The sequence below is a fragment of the Dictyobacter formicarum genome (genome assembly GCF_016587435.1).
This window is the reverse complement of the sequence record NZ_BNJJ01000003.1, coordinates 223,164-244,353: the sequence shown is the minus strand read 5'-3', so window position 1 is coordinate 244,353 and position 21,190 is coordinate 223,164. Positions and strand designations below refer to the sequence as shown.

The 21,190-nt window shown below is 49.1% G+C and carries 20 protein-coding genes; 13 read left to right on the top strand and 7 right to left on the bottom strand.

What is annotated here, in order from left to right:
* Nucleotides 1–132: 132 nt before the first annotated feature.
* From JMI88_RS06165 to JMI88_RS06140, 6 genes are all read left to right on the top strand, one after another.
* Nucleotides 133–1,497, top strand: a complete 1,365-nt coding sequence (locus JMI88_RS06165) for an IS701 family transposase (protein ID WP_201360923.1) — start codon at nt 133–135, stop codon at nt 1,495–1,497.
* A 160-nt stretch (nt 1,498–1,657) separates the two neighbouring features.
* Entirely contained in the window at nt 1,658–2,440 is a 783-nt protein-coding gene (locus JMI88_RS06160) for a hypothetical protein (protein ID WP_201360922.1), read from the top strand.
* Nucleotides 2,441–2,771: 331 nt separating this feature from the next.
* Nucleotides 2,772–3,065, top strand: coding sequence for a competence protein CoiA family protein (locus JMI88_RS40590; RefSeq protein WP_201360921.1), 294 nt, complete (start codon nt 2,772–2,774; stop codon nt 3,063–3,065).
* 377 nt (nt 3,066–3,442) lie between these two features.
* Complete coding sequence (locus JMI88_RS06150) at nt 3,443–3,883, top strand: carboxymuconolactone decarboxylase family protein (RefSeq protein WP_201360920.1); 441 nt, start codon at nt 3,443–3,445, stop codon at nt 3,881–3,883.
* Nucleotides 3,884–4,120: 237 nt separating this feature from the next.
* Entirely contained in the window at nt 4,121–4,465 is a 345-nt protein-coding gene (locus JMI88_RS06145; protein WP_201360919.1) for a cupin domain-containing protein, read from the top strand.
* A gap of 85 nt (nt 4,466–4,550) precedes the next feature.
* Entirely contained in the window at nt 4,551–5,036 is a 486-nt protein-coding gene (locus tag JMI88_RS06140) for a GNAT family N-acetyltransferase (protein ID WP_201360918.1), read from the top strand.
* 287 nt (nt 5,037–5,323) lie between these two features.
* Here the strand turns inward: JMI88_RS06140 and JMI88_RS06135 are convergent, their stop codons facing one another.
* Nucleotides 5,324–6,538: a hypothetical protein gene (locus tag JMI88_RS06135; RefSeq protein WP_201360917.1), complete on the bottom strand. Its 1,215-nt coding sequence runs from the start codon at nt 6,536–6,538 to the stop codon at nt 5,324–5,326.
* A 257-nt stretch (nt 6,539–6,795) separates the two neighbouring features.
* Between JMI88_RS06135 and JMI88_RS06130 the strand changes: the two genes are divergently transcribed.
* Nucleotides 6,796–7,080, top strand: a complete 285-nt coding sequence (locus JMI88_RS06130) for a hypothetical protein (RefSeq protein WP_201360916.1) — start codon at nt 6,796–6,798, stop codon at nt 7,078–7,080.
* Nucleotides 7,081–7,096: 16 nt separating this feature from the next.
* The gene (locus JMI88_RS06125; protein WP_236022830.1) at nt 7,097–7,447 is read left to right on the top strand and encodes a hypothetical protein; all 351 of its coding nucleotides are present in this window, start codon (nt 7,097–7,099) and stop codon (nt 7,445–7,447) included.
* A gap of 196 nt (nt 7,448–7,643) precedes the next feature.
* Here JMI88_RS06125 and JMI88_RS06120 read toward each other — a convergent pair whose 3' ends face one another.
* Together JMI88_RS06120 and JMI88_RS06115 are read right to left on the bottom strand one after the other, a co-directional pair.
* Nucleotides 7,644–8,291: a DUF7002 family protein gene (locus tag JMI88_RS06120; protein ID WP_201360914.1), complete on the bottom strand. Its 648-nt coding sequence runs from the start codon at nt 8,289–8,291 to the stop codon at nt 7,644–7,646.
* Nucleotides 8,292–8,326: 35 nt separating this feature from the next.
* A complete protein-coding gene (locus tag JMI88_RS06115) occupies nt 8,327–8,707 on the bottom strand; it encodes a winged helix-turn-helix transcriptional regulator (RefSeq protein ID WP_201360913.1) in 381 nt (126 codons plus the stop codon).
* A gap of 144 nt (nt 8,708–8,851) precedes the next feature.
* Here JMI88_RS06115 and JMI88_RS06110 point away from each other — a divergent pair, with 144 nt between their 5' ends.
* Entirely contained in the window at nt 8,852–9,700 is an 849-nt protein-coding gene (locus tag JMI88_RS06110) for an NIPSNAP family protein (RefSeq protein ID WP_201360912.1), read from the top strand.
* Nucleotides 9,697–10,137 carry a TIGR03667 family PPOX class F420-dependent oxidoreductase gene (locus tag JMI88_RS06105; RefSeq protein WP_201360911.1) on the top strand — a complete coding sequence of 147 codons (441 nt, stop codon included), beginning with the start codon at nt 9,697–9,699 and terminating at the stop codon, nt 10,135–10,137. The genes JMI88_RS06110 and JMI88_RS06105 overlap by 4 nt, the downstream gene beginning before the upstream one ends.
* A gap of 146 nt (nt 10,138–10,283) precedes the next feature.
* Here the strand turns inward: JMI88_RS06105 and JMI88_RS06100 are convergent, their stop codons facing one another.
* Together JMI88_RS06100 and JMI88_RS06095 are read right to left on the bottom strand one after the other, a co-directional pair.
* Entirely contained in the window at nt 10,284–10,433 is a 150-nt protein-coding gene (locus JMI88_RS06100) for a hypothetical protein (RefSeq protein WP_201360910.1), read from the bottom strand.
* Nucleotides 10,434–10,449: 16 nt separating this feature from the next.
* Nucleotides 10,450–10,647 (bottom strand): hypothetical protein, encoded by a 198-nt coding sequence (locus JMI88_RS06095; protein WP_201360909.1) that lies wholly within the window; start codon nt 10,645–10,647, stop codon nt 10,450–10,452.
* 492 nt (nt 10,648–11,139) lie between these two features.
* Here JMI88_RS06095 and JMI88_RS06090 point away from each other — a divergent pair, with 492 nt between their 5' ends.
* Together JMI88_RS06090 and JMI88_RS06085 are read left to right on the top strand one after the other, a co-directional pair.
* Nucleotides 11,140–15,177: a sigma-70 family RNA polymerase sigma factor gene (locus JMI88_RS06090; RefSeq protein ID WP_201360908.1), complete on the top strand. Its 4,038-nt coding sequence runs from the start codon at nt 11,140–11,142 to the stop codon at nt 15,175–15,177.
* 71 nt (nt 15,178–15,248) lie between these two features.
* The gene (locus tag JMI88_RS06085; RefSeq protein WP_201360907.1) at nt 15,249–15,659 is read left to right on the top strand and encodes an MrfA Zn-binding domain-containing protein; all 411 of its coding nucleotides are present in this window, start codon (nt 15,249–15,251) and stop codon (nt 15,657–15,659) included.
* A gap of 222 nt (nt 15,660–15,881) precedes the next feature.
* On the opposite strand, the gene JMI88_RS06080 is transcribed toward JMI88_RS06085, so the two are convergent.
* Nucleotides 15,882–16,838, bottom strand: coding sequence for a phospholipase D-like domain-containing protein (locus JMI88_RS06080; protein ID WP_201360906.1), 957 nt, complete (start codon nt 16,836–16,838; stop codon nt 15,882–15,884).
* A gap of 665 nt (nt 16,839–17,503) precedes the next feature.
* Entirely contained in the window at nt 17,504–19,582 is a 2,079-nt protein-coding gene (locus JMI88_RS06075; RefSeq protein ID WP_201360905.1) for an IPT/TIG domain-containing protein, read from the bottom strand.
* Nucleotides 19,583–20,066: 484 nt separating this feature from the next.
* On the opposite strand from JMI88_RS06075, the gene JMI88_RS06070 reads away from it, so the two are divergent.
* A complete protein-coding gene (locus JMI88_RS06070; RefSeq protein ID WP_201360904.1) occupies nt 20,067–20,888 on the top strand; it encodes a hypothetical protein in 822 nt (273 codons plus the stop codon).
* Nucleotides 20,889–21,190 lie beyond the last annotated feature (302 nt).

Sequence of the window (21,190 nt, the reverse complement as noted above, 5' to 3'; positions counted from 1 at the left end):
CCGCACTTGTTAACCCAACCGGAAGAGGCGAGATAGGCCAGAAAAAAAGCTTCATCGCTCTCAATTTCCAGATGTGACATTCTGTAAGGGCCAATCCCAAACACAGAAGACTCCATCTGAAAGGAGAGAAACATGAAGCCGTCTGACCATACCATACCACAGTCAACCAGGACCACACTGACAGATGTCGTGCAATGGAACCAGGAATTAGAGCACGTACATACCCGCATTGCTCCTCGTTTTGCCCGGCCTGAACCCTGTCTTCGCGTGCTTGCCTATCTGCACGGTCTGCTCAGCGAGATCCCGCGCAAAAATGGCTGGCAGATTGCCGAGCATGCCAGGGAAGCGCGTCCTGATGGGATGCAGCGTTTGCTGACCAGCACCGTTTGGGATGCCAATCTGGTACGCGACGATCTGCGTGCCTATGTCCTGGAACGCTTCGGTGACGTTCGAGCGATCCTGGCCATTGACGAGACCAGCTTTCCCAAACGAGGACGCAAGTCCGTAGGAGTCAAGCGTCAGTATTGTGGGACAGCCAAACGGCTCCAGAACTGCCAGGTCGGCGTTTTTGTCTCCTACATTGGTGCGCAAGGACACACCTTACTGGATCGTGAACTCTACATTCCCAAATGCTGGTTCGAGGATCCTGAACGCTGCCGTGAAGCGGGGATTCCGGAAACGACTCATTTCCAGACCAAATGTGAGTTAGCCAGACGGATGCTTGAGCGGGTTGACCAGACGCAGATCCCCGTTGCCTGGGTAGTCGCTGATACAGTCTATGGAAGTAATCAGGATCTGCGCACCTGGCTCTTTCTCCATCACTACAACTATGTGCTGGCGGTGACGTGCGATGAACCTGTAGAAATCATGACCCCACAGGGACGCCAGCGCATGACGGTGGCACAAGCCCAGACGCGCTTTCTGCACGCACACGATTGGCAGTGCCTCTCGATGGGTGAAGGAACCAAAGGGCCACGTTGGTTCGACTGGGCAGTTTTGCCCATACTGTATCGATGTGAGGAGGATCAGGAGCACTGGTTGCTCATTCGCCGCAATCCGACCGACTCCACGGACAAAAGGTATTACGTTGTCTTCGGACCAGAGGGAACACCCCTTCCCGTGATGGTGAACGTCATGGGAGCAAGGTGGGGGATCGAAGAGGATTTTCAAACAGGCAAAGATCTAGGGCTTGATCAGTATGAGGTACGCACCTGGACCGCTTGGTATCGACATATCACGCTCGTGATGCTTGCTCTTGCCTTTTTGACGGGTCTGTGTGCACAGGATCAAACGACCAGGGCAGCAGGGCTGGATAACCCGCAACAAGAGATCTCCCAACATCCATTGACGAGACCTGAGGTGTGTCACCTGCTTGCGCAACTGATCTGGCCTGCTCCTCACAATGTCCCTTTGCTGCTCGCTTGGTCCTGGTGGCGAAGATGCCACCAGAGTCGAGCAAGCTATTATCATACCAGACGGCGTCTCAAGGCAGGGTAAGCCTCCTGTCCTCTTGCTCACTCCCGTTCCTGGTTCGTGTGCGCATCTGTATCCGCTGTCGATTCTGGGGAAAAATCCCAGGGAATCTTCTCAGGGATTTTTCCCCGGGATTTCTCAGGGAATCTTCCCAGTGCTGTTTTCTCGCCTGAAAGGAGAACTGATGATGACAACCTTTCCGTTGTTGACGTGCTGTGAAATGCTCAGCATTGATCCTAAGACGTTACGAAACTGGCTACGACAAGCCAATATGTCACTGCAGATTCATCCCGCAGACCGGCGTGTCAAATGCCTAAGCATGGAGCAAGTCCAGCATCTGGCTGCCCTGCACAGTCGCGCCCTCAAGTCAAACCGAACTGACACATCATCTGTGAGCGAGCCCATTCCCTTCCCAGAGGAGGTCGCACGGCTCAAGCAGATGGCTCATTTGGAAGCACAAGTGGCTTCGTTGCAACAACAGCTTGTTCAACTGCGTCATCTTCCTCCTCCGGTCACGTTTCCAGCTCCTGTCCAGCAGGTCATGCAGCAGGAGGATAGGCAAGCAGCCTGCCAGAAGGTGAGCGTGGATGGCACACCTGATGCAGGATGTCATCGCAGCTGGACTCCTCTTCCTGCTGAAAGCCGACGCCGCCGGGTCCTGCCTCTGATCGAATACGGGGCAGCCGACACCTATGTGATCGTGTGCCCGCAGCAAGGAGAACTGCCGCTCGCTCCGGATTCTCCTGAGTGGTTTGCCTGGTTAGCTTCCCTCTCATCCTTTCGTTTTATCGGGAAGTCTGGGCGTTTGAGTGCGTGCCGAGGATATGATCAGGGGCCAAAGCGGACCTGGTATGCCTATCGCACAATCCATCAGCAGGACTACAAACAGTATCTGGGCACCACGGATCATCTGACGATCTCGTGTCTGGAACAGATGGCGGCAAAACTCCAATCGTACGCAGAGTAGTGCTCCTTCACTGAGCCATTCTACGTTCCTGCTGCTCTCTGCCTTCACACAAGTGCGGCTGTAGTGTTCTAGCCATCGCTGCCCCTGTTCTGCCCCTCTTTCAATGCTATGGTAGCACCGTCTGATGGTGATGCTTCCTCGTTTCCATCAGATTTAACGAGCGAATATGTAAAGGAGATGGCACTGTATTCAGCATGGTTGTCGTGTTGCTCAACCAGGTCATGTGAAAGAGATGAATCATGCTAAGCACAATGAATAGGTATGGAGAAGCCCTGGCGATGGATGTCGAAGGGATGATGGTCCGTTTTATTGTCCCGCCTGTCACGATGCAGTGATTCTGAAAAAAGGTAGAAAAAAGATTCCCCACTTTGCTCATCGACCAGATACAGCGTGTGAGTATAACAACTCTGGTGAAAGTGAGGAGCATCGCCGAGCGGAATTAGAGCTCTATCAGACCCTTCTTGTTACTCCTGGCGTGACAAAATTGCAGCTCGAACGCTTTCTTGGAAATGTACGTCCAGATGTAAGCTTTGCTTTCAATGGCCACTATGTGGCATTGGAATCTCCGGCCTACGGTGCTGCACGGTCGTCTACCTTTGCATCGTTCTCAGCAGCTTGCGGCTAAACTTCAGACTCTGCCTGATTTCTTGACCGGTGCTCTAGCATCGCATAGATATCATTGGCGTAAATGCCTGAGCTATCTGCAAAGGGGTATCCCCGGTGTCTCGTGAACCCGCTCCAGAATGCGTGCTTGCACTTGATGAGGGACAGTAGGCATGAACCCAATGTAATCTTCCAGGCAAATATCATTCATTTTCAAAATGGCACCATCATTATAACGCAATTTGGCTCTTGTAGAAGGGCCATTGTGATGATATATTCTCTTCAAGCGGGAGGACAAGAGGCCTTGCACCATACGTGCAAACGTAAGAGGCATGCCTATCCCAATCCTCGTCAACCAGAATTCACTATGTACCAGAAAATTGAAAAGGAATGGAATCTATGTATCAACGCATTAACTACGGAAAAGTTGCCCCGGAAGCCGTCAAAGCAATATCGACACTTGACGATTATGTAGAGACGGGTGAACTAGAACCCGCTCTACAGGACCTCGTACGTCTGCGTGCCTCACAGATCAACGGATGCGTACTCTGTGTCGATATGCACACACGAGCGTTGAAAAAACACGCGGTGAGCGAACGCAAAATCCATTCCGTTGTCGTCTGGCACGAGTCCCCCTTCTTCAATGAGCGTGAACGTGCCGCGCTGGCATGGGCAGAGGCTGTCACCCTGATCTCCGAAGGACATGTACCCGATGATGTCTATGAGCAGGCACGTCAACAGTTCAGCGAAAAAGAACTGGTGGATCTCACTTTTCTCCTGGCAGACATTAATGCCTGGAATCGGATCGCCCTCAGTTTCCGTCAGCTACCTGATGCATAAGCCAGCAGTGCTCGTGCCTATACGAGAACCTGCCGGGAATAACAACAAGAGCCGTTCTCACAGCAGATAATGGTTCTTGCTGTTCTTGGGCATCTGCATGCTATTGCTCGTGAGGCCCTCGAGCAACCTATACACGCATAGAGGCAGAGGAACTGCCTGGCTTTGAGTTCCAGTTGCGGTTTACCAAATAGGATCATACGCACTTTTCCTGATTAAATTTGATCGAAGGAGAAAAAAATGGACTATACCATAGTCAGCAAAGATGAACTTCATCAATATGGCAATACCTATGAGTTTCAGGGACATCAACATGGGGACGCAAGCCTTTCTTTTATCTGGGTGGATATGCCACCAGGGAGCGGCCCACGGCTGCATCAACATCCCTATAAAGAGATCTTCGTCATCCAGGAAGGTGAGGCTACCTTTACGGTTGGCTCAGCGACGGTGAGTGCAAAGGCAGGACACATCGTGATTGTCCCCGAGGACACACCCCACAAGTTTATCAATTCTGGCGAGGGACCGCTGAGACAAATCGACATCCATCAAAGCCCAAAGTTCATCACGCAATGGCTTGAAGACTGAAACTGGTTACAAGCGGACTGCTCAGTGCCATTTCCCATCGACTGTCAGTTCCGCAACGAGCATTGGAAAGGCTAAAGAGAAAGTTATGGACATGCGTAAACCTACCTTTGAGATTACCAGGGCAACAATAGACAATGTAGCACTCATTGCACCGCTCTTCGACGCATATCGCCAGTTCTATCAGCAAGCAACAGACGTAGCAGCCGCGCAAAACTTTCTCACTGCACGCCTGCAGGAAAACAGTTCAGTGATCTTCCTCGCTCTGTCACTCGAAAGTGACGAAAATGGAATACGGCAGGTGTATGGATTTACGCAATTGTACCCCTCCTTCTCCTCGATCTCACTGAAACCTCTGTGGATATTAAACGATCTTTTTGTCATACCAGAAGCAAGACGTTCTGGTGTCGGCAAGGCCCTCTTAGACCGCGCAAGAGAATTTGCCATAGAAACCCAGGCCAGAGGCTTAACCTTAAAAACTGCCGTCAATAATAGCAGTGCCCAGGCCCTCTACGAAGCTGCAGGATGGCAGAGAGATGGACAGTTCTATTCATATAATCTGTATGTATCTTGAAGAAGTCGAGTTTAAAACCGAACAAACCGGTACAGCTCGGTTGTGAATTGAGAAAAAAGGCCGACTAGTATCATCGTGAGAGACATGTTCCCAATGAAATTATTTTCTCTGCTGTGACACTACAGTTGTACTTGTTTGGAGGGAGAGAAAGATATGCTCCTAGCCCAGCTTAGCAAATTAGGGGTCAGCGTATCCAAACTTGAAAAGTATACGCTAAGGTTTGGATGTGCTGATTCCCCATCATCCCTGTATGCAGAGACGGAGACGCAAAGCTCCGTCTCCACGAGTTACTGTGACCTTTCTTCTAGATCAGATGGCAGAATCTGCTGGGTAAGCAACTGATGCAGGCGCTCACGGCGCTGTGGTCCTCGCAAGATTGGTTCGAGCAGCCGACGGCCATAGAAGTAGGTGAAAATGTAGGTCTCGCGGAGTTGCCGCTGTAATGAGGCAAGCTGGCGCTGCGCTGCCTCTTCGTCCATGAGCGCGTAACGCATCAGATAATCTTTCACTTCGGTCTCCGTGCGTCCTTCGCTCAAGAGCCAGGCAGCGTTGCACGACACACCAAACAAGAGATCCGTGGCGCGCTGGATCTTCGTCAGGTCGCTCCCGTCGGGAGATATGCCCGCTTCTGGATAGATATGTTCAGCCAACCACTGCTCCGCTTCTCCAGGGGCGAAGAGCATCTCATGCGCGAGGAGAGCCAACCCCTCACTGATCACAAACGGCGGCGTGGACAGGAATCCCACCCGCTGTTCAAGATACCCTCGCTGCTGAACGAGGGCCTCGTCTTTGAACATAGCCTCCGCGAGGTGGCCAGGATAGCCTTCATGGCACAGTACATAGAAGAGATCGGTCAGCGGAAAAGGCACCGCAGGATTAAGGTAGATGCGCGAGCGATGATTCCCCAGATAACAGGCTATCGCTCGTATAGGCCGATCAATCACAGGCTCAATCTCTACCTGCTCATCCACTGGCAGGGGAACAAGTTCCTGAATGCGTCGCCGAACCTCGTCCAGGCCACGTTGGAGAAAAATAGGCAACAGATGGACTTGATCTTTCGGCAACGTGAAAGCCGCTTTCCATTGCTGGAAGCGTTCAGCCAAGCTGCCGCTTCCGGGCAGCGCTTCATCATAGGTCGCATGTGCCTGTTCAAAGATGCTCTCGGGCAACCAATCGATGTGAAGATCATAGCAGCGCAGGACCTCCTCCTGCAGCGAGAATCGCTCACCCTGCAAACGACGGCTGACCGTTTCCAACGCACGCAGCAACTTCGCCAGATACGCTGCCCGTTGTGGCTCAAAATGCTGCTGAGATAGGGTATCCATTAACGCCTGCGTATCGCGTACGAGCGTATCTCCCAACTGAACAGGCTCATGCTGCACTTGCTCATACCATTCCGGTGGCAGATATTCCTCAACTGGCTCGTAGGATGTGCGCGCATCAACTGCTTTTTGCAGCCTCAACACCAGGACGGTGTAGTCGTGTAACCATTGTTCATTCAAAAGAGAGTATCCTTCCTTTTTCTCTTAGGATGTCGTCGCGCCTTGCTCTGTCTTCCTCTGGAAAGCGAAAGATGGAACAGCCTTCTCGCGCAGATTGTGAGCGCGCATGAACAACATGCTGCCGATGGTTGGCAATCAATTGGCGTGATTGCTAAAATTGAGTGTAGCATATCTATTCCTACGGGACGCGCAAGACCTATCAGCAGCAGACCTTTGCGTTTGTCAATTGGGTTCGAACCAACCACGGCATCAAGCGATTGACGCAGTTCTATGAGCGACTCGATGAGCTGGCTTGCTGCTATCTGAGAGAGCAGATCGCGGCCCAGAAGAGTCCCTATACACTGGCAACGCAGCGATCAGCACTACGCAAGGTGTTCGGGAATCACCAGCTGGCTGCTGAGGTGGTGTTACCGTCACGAGCACAAACAAGGATTATCCGCTCACGTAGACTGGTCAAGCAAGATGCGCACTTTCAACCGGCGTACTGGCCTGACCTGATTCTGTTTGCGCGCAACTGGATTACGGCGCGCCGAGCTTCGTGATCTTCTGGTCAAGGAAGTGCACTGCACAGGGTCTGGCGTGGTCGAGGTCTTGGTCAGAAATGGGAAGGGTGGCAAAGCGAGAACTGTGCCGGTCCTTGCTGATTATGCAGATGCTATCAAGGCAGTGGTTCAAGGAAGAGATTTGAATGAGCATGTCTTTGATCACATTCCGAAGGCCATGGATGTCCAAAGCTATCGACGAGCGTCAGCACAGCAGCGCGACCTGTCTCACGCTCCGGATCGCACGTTACCCCCTGCAGGCAGGCGACTCAAGCCAACGGACTATGACATCACGGCAATGCATCAGGTCTCGCGTGCGCTGGGCCATGAGTGCACGGATGTTGTGTTGAACCACTATTTCCGATAAGTTTCGTGAAGCCTGGTGGCACCTGGTTGCTTGCGTCCCACGTGATGCACAACGAGGATGCATAGCTGAAGAGTACGTGAGGAAGACGGGCGAAAGAGAGAAGATGAGCACGTCTCGTGGGCGCTTCCGACAGAGCCAATGGGTTCCATCTTGTTAGGCAACCCATTGGCTCTGTCGGCCCTAAGAGAGCACCAGATCAACTATGGATCGGCGTGAACAGTTGGCCGGGTGCCAACTGCTGCACCCCGACAACGAATTGCATGATATCCGGGATCGATCCAGCTACGGTCAGTTCCACAGGAGGATGCGACAATGGTTGTACCGGGGTACCTAAGCTTGCTGCTTCACTGGCCCAGGCGGATGTGACCCATGCCGCGTAGGGAACGAAGGTTGCCACTCCCCGCCTGGCTGGACGACGGCGAGCATTCCCGGTATTGATCGGGGTGACGGCAATTTTCTCGGCATAGGCAGCCACGAGCTTGCTCGCATCCACGGTCAAGACCACCTGTGGGCGGGGATCGCAGGCAACTCGCTGTCGATTGAGTCGTGCCGGGTCGAGCCAGAAGAATACGCGGGCATTGATGAGAGCGTACCATTCGGATGGGGCTATGCCGATCAAGCAGGTTGTTAGAGCCGCCGGAGGCATGGGCCGCTGATCCCTAAGCTGAACACCGTTTGGTAGTTCGGTATGCGTCAATCGCTGGTGCTTCTCCAATCGTTCCCGGTTCTCTCCGAGCATGCCCGCGAGATCCAGAAGTGTGTTGGCGCTGTGCAGACCGTCCCGCTGGATCGCAGGCCAATTGGCGGCTTCGGCCATATGGTAGATAGAGGTAAGCTGAATCATTCCTTATTTATCGGCTTTCTGGTCTCAAGAACTCCTTAAGATGATTGCTCTTGCGGGGTAACGTCGTGTGACTCTAAGTGCGATCGAATCTCCTGTTCATACGTTTCCCCCCAGGTCGCAATGGCTGCGATCACTGGTTCGAGCGTCTTGCCAAAGGCGGAGAGTGTGTACTCAACTTTGGGGGGAACCACAGGATACACCCTCCGCGTAATCAGCCCATCCGCTTCCAATTCACGTAACTGCTGAGTGAGCATCTTATCAGTAATACCAGGTAACATCCGTTTAAACTGGGCAAACCGCATGGTCTGGTAGCGATACAATTTCCATAAAATACGCGGCTTCCACTTTCCAGCCATCAATGCTAGTCCAGCATCGACTGGACACTGAAAGAAGCGGGCTTCGGCATGTGTACTCATACTTTCCTCCAGGAGAGTACCTACCTTTTTTGTACGTTCTTGTTGTAAAGATAGCTCAATGGTATGCTTGTGTCAAGCCGGCGCATATCACAGAGAGAGCGAGGTCATCATTCGTCCTCGCCTTCCCTGAAAGGAATGAGAGTAATGTCAAAAGAAACATCTGCTGAACTATCGAGAGAGCTGGACATGAGCGCGAGACACGCCTCAGAGCAAGCCGAAGAGACGTGGTGTCCTATCATAGAATTGCGTCAATATATTCACCACCCAGGGAGACGCGATGAGTTCATTGCCTTATTCGATAAATATTTCATTGAAGAGCAAGAGCACTATGGTGCGTTCATCCCCGGTCAATTTCGCGATCGCACCAACCCTGATCGATTCGTCTGGTTGCGTGGGTTTGCCGATATGCAAACGCGACGGACAATGTTGCACGATTTCTATCATGTGAGCCCGCTCTGGCAAGCGCATCGAACGGCGGCCAACGACACGATCAGTGATGTGAGCAACGTTTTCTTGCTCAGGCCAGCTCGCGCCGCTACTGGTTTTTGCTTCGACCCGGCAAACCGCCCGATGAGGGACGCGCCAGAAGTGGCAGGAGGGGTCATCATCGCGACCATCTATGCTTTTGATGCACCAGTTGATCCGCGATTTGTGGATTTCTTTGAAAACACCATGATCCCTCTGCTTCGTAAGGCAGGAGCGACTCTTTTGGGGCACTTCGTGACCGAATCAGCCGAGAACACCTATCCAGCGCTGCCAGTACGCGAAGGGGAAAACGTCTTCGTCTGGTTTGCTTCGTTCGCGGATGAGGCAGCTTCTAGAAGCTATCATTCCGCTTTGACACAAAGTCAGGAGTGGATCACCTCAATTGTTCCTGCCCTGCAGATGTGGGGAGTTTCGCGAGAAGAGGCGTTGGAATTGCTCCCAACGAGACGTTCGCTCTTGCGCCACCGTGTAGGAGGGCAAGAAACGAGGAAGGACTTTGGAGCATGACCTTTCAACTTCCAGATGACAGCACGCCCTTTGGGCAAAGTGTACGGCGTCGCGTGCATGAAGAGTATCTCATATGGCTTACCACAGTGGATACGCGCGGGATGCCTCAGCCCGCACCCATCTGGTTTTGGTGGGATGAGGCGGCATCCAATTTTTTGGTCTATAATCTGGCTCATGCCAGACGCCTGGATTTTGTGCGCCGGAATTCCCAGGTGGCGCTGCATTTTGATGGCTACGGGACTGGCTCTGGGATCATTGTGTTTACCGGGCATGCCCAGGTCAGCACCTTTGAATCTCCTGCCGATCAACATCCGCATTACCTGGCGAAATATCGTCACTGGATGACCAGCAAGTTTGGCTCGCCGGAACAGTTTGCCGCGGAGTATTCAGTGGCTTTGCGCATCTCTCCTATAAAGGTGCGAGGCTCATCTTCATAAGATATGCGTGCCTGACAAAGGGCTATAGTGCTTGATCCATGGCTCTCACTGGTGTATGAGGCCAGAACAGTCTGGTCATCCTCATGTTGCGGGAGGAGAGGACATACTCCCGTAACGCATATGGTTATGCAGGTGTTCGCGCTCTTTTAATGAGCGGTGAGATGACCGGGAATCGTAATGTCGCCAACCGTAAAGCCCTTGGGGCACGGGGTGAAGAAGTGCTGTGTCAGATAGGTTCGCTGGTCGAGCCAGTGACGTGCCAGCATGGAGGCATGTTGTTTGTCGCGTGCGTACACAAAGTAATATTCATCCTTAAGCAACCGCGTGTCGGGGAAGCCGCTCTTTCCATAGAGTAGCTGCACTGTGCTGCAGGTCATGAAAACGAATCGCGGGAACATCCGCTTTTTGCTGCAACGGCTTGAACGAGCGTTGCATGACATTGTTTGCCTCCAGTGGATTGCCAGGCTGATTGCAAAATACCAGGTCCTGATCGTTCCATGCCACACCCATCTGCAGGCGCAGCTCGTTCTGATATATAAGGATCGAGCAGCTAATTACATTGAATATTGCTAATTTACTGATGGGATACTAAATTCGGCTGAGCTAAGAAGCATGCTTGTTCATAATGTTTAATCACAGGTAACTATATAAGGTATATTAGTGAATATCTACCAGATGAGGTGTTGTTTGCACAAATGGCAGAAACAACACTTTATTATTTGCTTGATATACTGGTAAATTTGTATGTAAGAAGATATAATACATGTGCGCTAATTTACTATGATATCAAAGTCAATTAGAGCGGATGTGGTTTGAAGTGGATTTGAATTGTAAGAAAATCCAACCTTTCTTAACACCATATAAATGTAAATCATTATTCAATTTTAAAAAAACTCTTTCGCTTCAAAAGTAAAAGAGTTCTTACCAATTTTTCATACTGGTAAATTTCCTCATCACGATATTAATACATCAGCTTACGTTGTTGTAAGGAGATAATGCTCTATGCTCACGTTGTCACAGTGGGAAAAAAATTTCAATGCAAAGATGGAGTATGTGGAGCTTCTAAGCGAGATCAACCTTTCGAAAGAGCAAATGCAAGAACTTGGTGTGTTGATTGCGCAACGCATTCGCGATTATGGCCAAAGTAAAGCTATTGAATTTCTCAAACAATACTATCCGGTTTCTCTCGCTGTTTACCTGGTTGCAATGGGTATTTACAATTATCGAGAGGGGAACTATTGGTCGGCCGTAACTGAGGATCTCGACGTATCCAATGCCTTGACTCAATCTCAACTGCGTGCTTTTTTTGAGGATTTTCTGAATAAGAAAGGGCTGGCCGTTTTCCGCGGGAATGGGCATAAGTACGTTGGCAATATTTTATTGCATGGTGGCATTCCCGATTATTCGCTTGCTGATTACTTTGAGCATTTCCTTGCTCCTGCGCTGACGCGTCCAGATTTGGCCGGACTGGATGCCCACGATCTTATTTCTTTCTGGGTTGGACATTCTGCACCGAGCAACGTGGATAAGCCGATCCTTCGTTTCCTGCAATTTGGCGGCAAGCTCGCCGTTGATTTTGTGGCTCGTTGTCTGGAAATGGGACATGAACAATATGGTACAGGCGCTGATGCTGACCGTATTGGTCTGCCATATCGGGTTGTTGAGGCCTATCAAAGGTGGTACAGAGAGCATCAACAAGTCAGGGCGACCTCGCGTTTCCGTCTAGAACGACCCGTGTTATTTCTTGATCCCTGGGACGGGCTTTATTTAGATCTTCCTGCGCAAAGTTTCCATTCACTTGAGTATGCTCAATCCTCTCTTGAATGGACTATTATGCAAGGATCGGAGCCTCGTAACTTACAATGTGATCTTCACTGGTCGGATGAACGGTATATGTCCGATGCTATCCAACTTGAGATAACGCAACCAGCCAACGAATATATAATCAAACTGCATGGCAGTCAGGGATTGGAGCGTAGTTGGAAATTCGCAGGCTTGACGACGCAATGCCCCCTCCTTGTTTTTAACCCTGAGGATCGATCTCTGCTGCCAATGTACAATCATACCGTGCCCGCAAAACGTCTTCAAATCCTTTATCCGGCGCACCAGACATTGGAGGTCGTCGATGGAAAACAATGTGAGGTTTTTCCTCCACTGGCCGGTGCCTGGTCTGATTACAGGGTTGAAGAATGGGATTTAAGCACAGCCAGTATGCTTAGTGTAGGTGAAACGATTGTTATCGTAGAACCGGATCCCAATCAATTGCAGCCACGTTTAGAGGGCCCACATGTAACGGGTTTTTTGCAAACGGCGGGGACGCCTGATATTTTTTCTGCCGCTCCTGATATATGTATTCCTATTCCTCCACAGCGTGTGGCAGCCAAGGAAGTAAGTCGATGGCGCCTGTCTATTCGTAAAGATGGACAACCTTATCGGTCCGCAATCGTGTTGAGTGAGTATCGTATTGATGGCGATAGTATACGCGTGCCCTTAAGCGCGTTTAGCTTGCTTGGGACTCATGCCTTTGGGCGCTATGAAATTGCGTTGCGCGGGCCTCTGGGACGTGATCGTGTTTTTTCTATCATCATTGTGCCACAACTTGCTATCGAGCAAGGAAGCAATGATCACGTACGGGTCGCTGACAAAGATGGCACTCTACCTTCATCGACTCTTATGATACACGTAGATGAGGATGTGCTGATAGCGAGTAATCATGATGAGGTGAGCGTATCGAGGGAGAGGATAGGGCTTTACCGGGTTGAAGCGCCTGCAGAGTATACGCAGGTGGAGCTATTATTCACCTCTCAAAGAACCGGTACGCTTGGAATGCCTGTTTCTTGTTGGCTCCCATTGCCCGTTGTGCGCTGGGCGTTACTGGATGCCGACATCGAAGTGTCGCAGCGCATGGAATGGCATCACCATGTGGCGCGTATTTCTCTTGCCTGGCTTGAGCAGGCCGTTTCACCACGATTGCTCATCTCGCTTGACCCCGCTGAGGGTCATTCCCTTGCTTTATCTGGCAACTTGCAGGTGTTTCTGCACGAAGATAAACCCCCACAAATGCTTGCTCATAGAGGGAGGCGCGGGAAGCGACTTATATTTAACCTTGCTGAGGCGCTTGATAGTCTACGGAGCAGTCAGGAAGGTTTTATCCAGGTGCAGTTTGTTCACCATGAACAAGATAGTCATTTGACGCAAGCTGCCTTTCCTGTTTTACTGATTTCAAAAGCTCTGGATATCTCATCTTTTTCAATTGGTGTGAATCTGATTGATGATCGCTGGCAACTCCGTTGTTTCTGGCAGCAGAAACAGATGCTTTCGCACAGGTACCTGCTTCTCTGGTCTCTCTGGCGTCCATGGGCAGAGCCGCTTAAAATTCCTATACCAGATGACGCGGTAGCTCGTTTTGAGATATCCCTGGCCTATCAGCAAGTACCACCAGGAGCATATCGTGCCGAACTGACAGTCATCGATCCCTGGTCGCAAGAAACACGCTTGCGACCGCTCTTTCAAGCCACCAATACAACCGATATGCAGTTTGGAACCCCTTATATGTTCCAGCAATATCGGGACCGACTACCGCTGACTACTCCCGGCTATCTGGAACAATTTCTCGCTACAGCGGATGCGCAGCAGCGTCGGAGCATATTGGCCGCTATGGCTCAGCAGTACAGTGAGGGCGACATTCGACATGTGTTTGAAACATTGTTAGTCGAAATAGAGTACGCTGAAGAAGAGCCAGGTGAAATTGAGGCAGAATTAGAAGCATTTTCTCTTTTTCAAGAGTGCCTGTTAAATTCTCCCATATCGCTCCTGCCTTTGTTGAAGCAGCGCGAGTCTTATTATACAAAGTCGGTGGTTCAGAAGTTCAAGAAATGGCTTTATCTTATCATTCCTTCTCTTATTGATCTAGCCAGTCAAATGGATGATAACACGAACACTATCCCTGTATCGGCGCTTACTGAGATATTGCCTACTTCAATCACGGATACATCAGTGTACCCTGAAGTTATTCATCAATTACAGGATGTTGGAGTCTCTATTTCTGAAGAATATGAGCATGAAGTTGATGAGTTTAGCCTTGAGCTTGAAGAAGAGCGTTCCAGACCAGTACATGTGGATGTTGAAAATGATGGTTTCTGGATGTATTTGCGCGAGATTGGGGCCTATAAGTTATTGAATGCCGAGCAAGAGAAACGTCTGGCATCGTACATTGTGGATGGGAAGTTGGCACAAAATGAGCTGTCTCTCATTGATGAGCAAGATTCTGTTGCTCCAATCATTCTCAATGCTCGTATCCAAAAAGGACAAACTGCTCGTGAGCAGTTGATTATTTCGAATTTACGCCTTGTCATAAGTATTGCAAAAAAGTTTACCGGGCGTGGCCTCGAATTACTGGATCTGATTCAAGAAGGAAATATAGGGTTGATGCGAGCCGTAGATAAATTTGATCCGTCGCTCGGTCATCGGTTCTCAACCTATGCAACATGGTGGATACGACAAGGAATTACGCGTGCCATAGCAGATCAATCAGGCATAGTACGTTATCCTGTCCATGTACTTGAAAATATAGAAATGCTGAAGCAACAAGAAAAATTGCTTATGCAAAAACTAGGGCGTGAGGCGACTGAGGAAGAGTTAGCATTGGCTTGCCAGCAGCCTGTTGAAAAAGTGCGCGAGTTACGCTTATTAGATGAGCGTTATAATCTTCTCTCCCTTGATGCACCAATCAAAGGTGATGATGAAGATGGAACGTCCCTGGGTGAAATGCTCGAACGCAAAAATGCAGACCCTCAAGATACTGTGTTGTTATCGATGAAACGGCAATATCTTGATGAGATCTTTACCACATTGAAGGAACGTGAGCGCAGAATTTTACAAATGCGTTTTGGATGGGATGATGGTGTTGAGCAAACACTTGAAGAGATTGGTCAAGAGTTTGGTGTGACACGAGAGAGGATACGGCAACTTGAGAGCAAGGCAATAAAAAGACTTCAGAAGCCAGATGTTCACCAAAAATTGGTTGATTTTCTCAATTAACGATATCAATGGTATAGCAATAGCTTTGCATAAATAAAAGAGCAGAACTCTAACTGTAGAAGAGAGAATATATGAGTACACTTCATCCACTGAAGACCGTCAAAGTTGTGAAAGATAGCTATCTGGCTCGGAATGCTTCGAGCCAACTCTGGCGCTCATTTCTCTATGCGCTTTTGGAAGGGGCTGCTCAGTCACTGCATATTCGCCGCGATGATATTGATGGTACCTTGTACTATCATGCCAGAAATGAACCACCAGCTCTGATCCTCTATAATAACGTTCCAGGAGGCGCTGGACATGTGAAACGGATTGCTGATGAACTGCCTGCAGTCTTTAAAGGAGCATTTGATCGCGTCAACAATCAATGCTGTGGACCAGAAACAAGCTGCTATGAATGTTTACGGAATTATCGTAACCAGGTATATCACGAAGAATTACAACGCGGCATCCCACGCGATTTTCTCGCTCAAATTCTTTACTAGGCTTGCTTGCATACATATTATTTGATATTGCCGCCTGGATAGACCTGCAAATATGATACTTTTAATAAATGCACAATCATCGACAGCCTGCTCAACAATCGTCAATATAGAAAACTTTTCTTCCTAACCGAGACTGCGAAGTTTAGGTAAGGCGGGTTGACCACGCTTATGGAGTCAACCCTCCTTAACTATTTACCGAAGAGCTCTTATTAGGAATGTCTGCTATGAATGATGGATTTTTGATGCCAGAGCCTGAGCGTGTTTCCAATCGGCATTGAATGTTGCGAGCAGGCTTGATACGACGCTGGTATTTGAGATCATGATACCAACCTCACGGCTGTAGTGGAGCGATTGGTGGCTGAGGTTCTGTGAACCTACAAATGCGAGCTGCCGATCCACAATAATCATTTTTGCGTGCATAAAATATGGTGGCGTCACATTGACTGCAACAGCAGGGGTCAGGGTACGATAGGTTTCATTGTTATCAGCCGATGGTGCACCAAGCGGTTGGGGTGAAAGCGGAGGTAACATCAACTGGACCGCGACTCCACTCCTGGCTGAATGCAGGATGATCTGCTTTAGATTGAGTGCGCCTTGGCCGGGAGGATCGTTGAGATATTCTATCTGGATCGCCAGGCTGTGTCTGGCGGTTCGCAGCAACAAAGGCAATAATGAAAGCGCGTTGATGTCAGAGACAATGAGATTGGACGTATCGGGTATCGTGGGTAGCGGACGACCGGCTTGATCCGCTAAGAAGATCGCTTTGAGCAGCGCAATGTCGCGGGGATCGGTATCACAGATGATGTATTCGCGATTAGCATAGCCCGCACGGTTGCCACCGAGCGCCTGTGCAGTAAAATTGGCGGTCATGATATACGCTTTCGCCTTCCCTGGCACATCAGCATCGACAATGATGAATTTAGCGTGATGGACAGAGACAGGCTGGCCATCTGTACGAATAGCTTTATTGGGAGTAGCCCAGGCAGGAAAATGCCGTGTGCCGGTGGGATCAAGGCTGGGCGGCAAGATTGGTTGATGATAAAGGAGACGGAGATCCAGGCCGGGATGGGTGGCCTTCTGCCTGAGCAGCATCTGCGCCACATGGTCGTTGTCGAATAGATACATTTCAATCCAAAGCGATTTTGTGGCTGATGTAATGATATCTTGAATGATTTTCATGCCTGAATCTGGTTGGATGCCAACGAGAGAGATATGTGAGTTGGCACCTGCGGGTAAAACGGGGAAATGAAAAGGGCTTTTTGCAGGAGCGTGGTGAGGCCAATGTGGGTCCATATATTATGCTAACTCGCTTTCCAAATTTCGTTTCTGCCCTTGCCGCTCCAGATACGGCGTCAGAGGGCCAACGTTTCGACTCCACAAGACGCTCGTAACCTCAAAGCAGATGGGATGGGTTGCTTCATCAATACTATAACACATTCTCTGAGCCATAGATATTGATCCAGGCGCGTTATTTACATTGAAGGGCTTGTGATCTTTTGTGCAGAATGTTCTATCTGTCTGGTTATTGCCCCTTTCTTTTTCTTATATCCATTTTGTTTGATATCTCAATAATGGGAGCGCTATGATTATTAATGCTATGATTTGGCATGTGTTATCATTGCATTGCTGAGTGCGCAATAATACTGCCTATCTGGCACTCGTTTTAAGATGTGCATAGAGATATTGATGATGGGTATCGAATGAGGAACTGGGTCGTTTTGAAATGCAACGAGGAGGCGACGAAAAGCACACTTTGTTTTTCGTCGCCTCCTCGTTGCATTATCACTTCTCTTACAGGGCAGCTAAGTCATCACAAATAGGGCGCTTCATGTTTCCCTGTATTATTATTGAGCGATAAAAGTTACGGTTACTACTATTTGTAAGTAGGATGGGTAACTGAGCGCTGTGACGTGGTAGGTCTGACCACTGACCAGGTCGTTGGCTTGAATGGTTTGTGTGAAACTGCCATTCTGGTCAGCATTGACAGCGGCGTACGTTCCTGGTGGATAGCCGATGTTATTGGGATTGTATGGGAATGGTCCATCCCAACCGATGGGGATGGTTACACCGGCAGGGAAATGGGCACCTGTAACGGTGATTGTTGTTCCCGATGGCCCTGTGGTTGGTGTAATGGTGAGCGTTGGTTGATAGTAGAAGGTGATGGCATCGGGATAGTATGAACCGGCTACCAGACCACTGGTGACACCAACGGCTTTTACTTTAACGTTTCCTGCGCCAGCACTTACCGTTTCGAGTGCAGGAACCGTAAAGGTTGCTTTATACGATCCATCTGCCTCGCTCGTGGTTGTGGCTACAACTGTATCGTTAAATGTAATATTGATTGTTTCACTGGCGGCAAAGTTTTTGCCAGTGAATGTCAGGGTATCGCCAGCGTTGCCAACGAGATCTGTACCATTGTCTGGTTGTGGCACAATAGTTTGCCATCCAATGTGCGTTCCTGTGGCAACCAGACCTGTTGTTTGCCCGATAGCTGCGAAAGGAACGGTTCCTTCATTTGGTGTGCTTGGCCATGTGATGTTTGCGCGTGCATAGCCGGTGGCATCAGTGGTAAGCGTTATCAGGTTGGTCTGGTTCGATTGTTGATAGCGATCTACAATTTTCACACTTTCATTGGCGCCAAATCCTGCAACTGAAACAGAGCCTTCAGAGGTATCTGCTCCATAAGAGTTACCAGTGAGACTTGCGGTTGGTGTGACATAGGTAAATTGTGCGCGTGTGTGGGCCGTGTCCGCCGTGTTCTTTGCATAGACGTAGTAGGTTGTGGTTGGAGAGTACTGGAAGGGGACCTGGATAGTTGTGCTGAAACTGCCTGTGCTATCTGTGGTCGCGGTTGTAATGCCATTTTTCGTGGTTTGGAAATAGACGTTTACCTGTTCATTGGCATTGAATCCACCACCATTGACCGTTAAGGTCCCACCTGGATTGCTTTTTGCGTTATAGCCATTTTGGGAATAGAGGCTAATTCCTGGCCCGATGTTCATAATAGTGCTGACCGATAGACCGCTTGTACTGCCTTGCGCCGTAAGTGTGTGTGGGCCTAATGGAGCTGATGGAAGAGAGAACCAAAATTTGAATGCACCAGTATTATCAGTACTATCATTATAGAGTTGCTGACCGCCATTCGCATCCCAGCTAAGATTGACATATTCACCCGGGACAAAACCAGTTCCATGTACCATGACCACCTGCTGGTTTTTGGCACCGCCAGGAGCCTTCAGCGTCAATGGATAAAGTTTGATGTGGGCAGTCACTGCGGCTGGAGTTTTGTTGGGGCGGACTATTGTGACAGGATATGATCCTTCATCAAGGTGTTCTGGTACGGTAAATGTGAAGGACAGCGAACCGCTCCCATCACTGGTTGTTGTGCCTTCTGGTGTGCCGGTTACGGCATCACCAAAATAGATCTTATCCGTTTCAAATGCAGTAAATCCTAGCCCTTGCATCGTAATCGGTAGACCGGAATTGCCGGTGAGGGATAGAAGCGTTGGGAGGACCTGAATGCTGGTTTGTGCTGTGACAGGAGTTGCGTCATTCCTGTATTCTGGATAAAGCAGTACCAGATAAGTGCCTTGCAAAACGGGATAGAAGTTTGAGATAAAGGTAATGGTTTGTGATACGTCCCCATTGGCATCTGGCCAGATGTAATCGCCAAGTGAGTATCCGGTGTTCCCCCGATTGGCTAGCAGGAGTTGATATGGAGTGGATGGGGGCAATCCATGTCCCGTGAGTGTCAGCGTTTGCCCAATGTAAGCTGTCTTGCTGCTGAGCGAGATAGTGGGTCCACTTGTCGTTGCTGCATGGGCTGTACTCTGATGTCCAAAGAGGTTAGTGCCGTTAGTAGAGAGGAAGGCAGTGAGTACAAATGTAACGACATACAAGAGAAAACGTTGTTTTGTGCGCATCAATACACCTTTTCGCTTCTTTGTAGTAAAAGATAAATATATTTATGGAGAAGCCTTAAAGAATATAGAGTAAATATAAAGGAAAGTCAATATTTATAGCAATTATCGCTGTATTGGATTATTTACTATTTAAAGAGGAAGGCAGACTTTTTTGCAAGTATCTTCAATTTGGAAGCATGCCAGGAATTAGTCCTTGTTAGGTGCTTCTCAATCCAGCATCTACAAGGACTAATGAACGAGAATGGTCGATACCAAAGATTATGATAATAATATGAGTTATTCATGTTATCTTTTGCTGCCTGGACGTCATTAAAATTTAATGAGTTGTAAAATGTATAGGTATTGCTAAAGATCTTCGATCATCTGTTTCTTCTAATATTGACAATTTTCTTGATGAATGTTATGTTTTACATAAGCTAGTTTTACTGCCCTCTCTGTTCATACATAAATAGGTCTTCCTCCCTCCTGAGGAAATACAAACACGATGCTTCATTTAGCTCAGACTGTCTGGCCCCGTTTCGGAGGCGATCAGACAAATTGTGCTCTATCACCTATTTCCGGCCCTCATACAACGCCGATTTGGCGGAAAATCTCATTGCCAGTACATCACTCTGTTCGTTCTCCAGATAGGGAAACTATCAGCGGCGTTATTGTTGCGCCTGATGGGACCCTTCGCATCTGTCATGCAGGCATGCTTTCTGCAGTCACATTCAATGGCACCATTTTGTGGCAGCTAGATCTTGGTGACGTTATGCCAGAGGATGAGCGTTTTGTCTATTCACTGCCAACCGCGCTCCAAACCGGAGAAACACTGCTTGTTCTTCCTGACGCTCTGTTAATTGTTGATCGATTGGGAAACATTCAGGGAAAAGTAAATAAGCTTCCCACTCTCAACCGTGAGCAGATTGCTGCTGTTGGATCAACTGATGGGTTTTCTGCGTTTGTCAGATCAGATGGAACGCAGATAGGCGAATACAACCATTCAGCTACATTTGCTGAGTATATTGATGGTGGTTGGATCGCTCTCTCAAAGCAGCGCCTGGCACGATTAACAACAGAGGGCAAGGAAGTATGGGGATGTGAAATCTCCCGCACGACCAATCTTATATTTGTTGAGCAACCACTAGTTGATAGAGATGGTTTCATTTTTGTAAGACATCAAGAAGGCTATCTGTGCTGTGATGCTTATGGACACGTGGCATTTAACGTGCAACTGTCTGCTCCACCACAGGGGCTTATGAGCATTATTGCCCCTGGCGTAACGGCTTATGTTATGGAGAGCGAGTTGTTCATTGGACAGAGCTGATCTCTCGATGGAGCGGTGCCACTGATGAATATGTTGTGCCAGATGAGGTGCCGCGCAGAAATTCCCTCTGGCACTGGGTGATATCTCATGGGTGTCTTCCTTCCACCGGTTCCATGCCCCTACTCCTTGAGTGAGCAGATCGAGGTATTCTTGGTCGGGCATAAGCTTCCTCTCCTGCTCAAAGTGCTTGCACTTTGAGTTGTCATTTCATTCTGGGTAACGTGAATATAATCTTACGCTATTTTTGTTAGCTCAACAATAGATTGTGAAGTGATCTCGAACTTTTGAGATTACTCCAAAAG

Coding starts and splice junctions, on each gene's coding strand:
- JMI88_RS06105 (WP_201360911.1), top strand. CDS start 9,697: ATGACCTTTCAACTTCCAGATGACAGCACGCCCTTTGGGCAAAGTGTA.
- JMI88_RS06110 (WP_201360912.1), top strand. CDS start 8,852: ATGTCAAAAGAAACATCTGCTGAACTATCGAGAGAGCTGGACATGAGC.
- JMI88_RS06095 (WP_201360909.1), bottom strand. CDS start 10,647: ATGGGTGTGGCATGGAACGATCAGGACCTGGTATTTTGCAATCAGCCT.
- JMI88_RS06075 (WP_201360905.1), bottom strand. CDS start 19,582: ATGCGCACAAAACAACGTTTTCTCTTGTATGTCGTTACATTTGTACTC.
- JMI88_RS06080 (WP_201360906.1), bottom strand. CDS start 16,838: ATGAAAATCATTCAAGATATCATTACATCAGCCACAAAATCGCTTTGG.
- JMI88_RS06090 (WP_201360908.1), top strand. CDS start 11,140: ATGCTCACGTTGTCACAGTGGGAAAAAAATTTCAATGCAAAGATGGAG.
- JMI88_RS06120 (WP_201360914.1), bottom strand. CDS start 8,291: ATGATTCAGCTTACCTCTATCTACCATATGGCCGAAGCCGCCAATTGG.
- JMI88_RS06165 (WP_201360923.1), top strand. CDS start 133: ATGAAGCCGTCTGACCATACCATACCACAGTCAACCAGGACCACACTG.
- JMI88_RS06145 (WP_201360919.1), top strand. CDS start 4,121: ATGGACTATACCATAGTCAGCAAAGATGAACTTCATCAATATGGCAAT.
- JMI88_RS06070 (WP_201360904.1), top strand. CDS start 20,067: ATGCTTCATTTAGCTCAGACTGTCTGGCCCCGTTTCGGAGGCGATCAG.
- JMI88_RS06115 (WP_201360913.1), bottom strand. CDS start 8,707: ATGAGTACACATGCCGAAGCCCGCTTCTTTCAGTGTCCAGTCGATGCT.
- JMI88_RS06150 (WP_201360920.1), top strand. CDS start 3,443: ATGTATCAACGCATTAACTACGGAAAAGTTGCCCCGGAAGCCGTCAAA.
- JMI88_RS06160 (WP_201360922.1), top strand. CDS start 1,658: ATGATGACAACCTTTCCGTTGTTGACGTGCTGTGAAATGCTCAGCATT.
- JMI88_RS06140 (WP_201360918.1), top strand. CDS start 4,551: ATGGACATGCGTAAACCTACCTTTGAGATTACCAGGGCAACAATAGAC.
- JMI88_RS06085 (WP_201360907.1), top strand. CDS start 15,249: ATGAGTACACTTCATCCACTGAAGACCGTCAAAGTTGTGAAAGATAGC.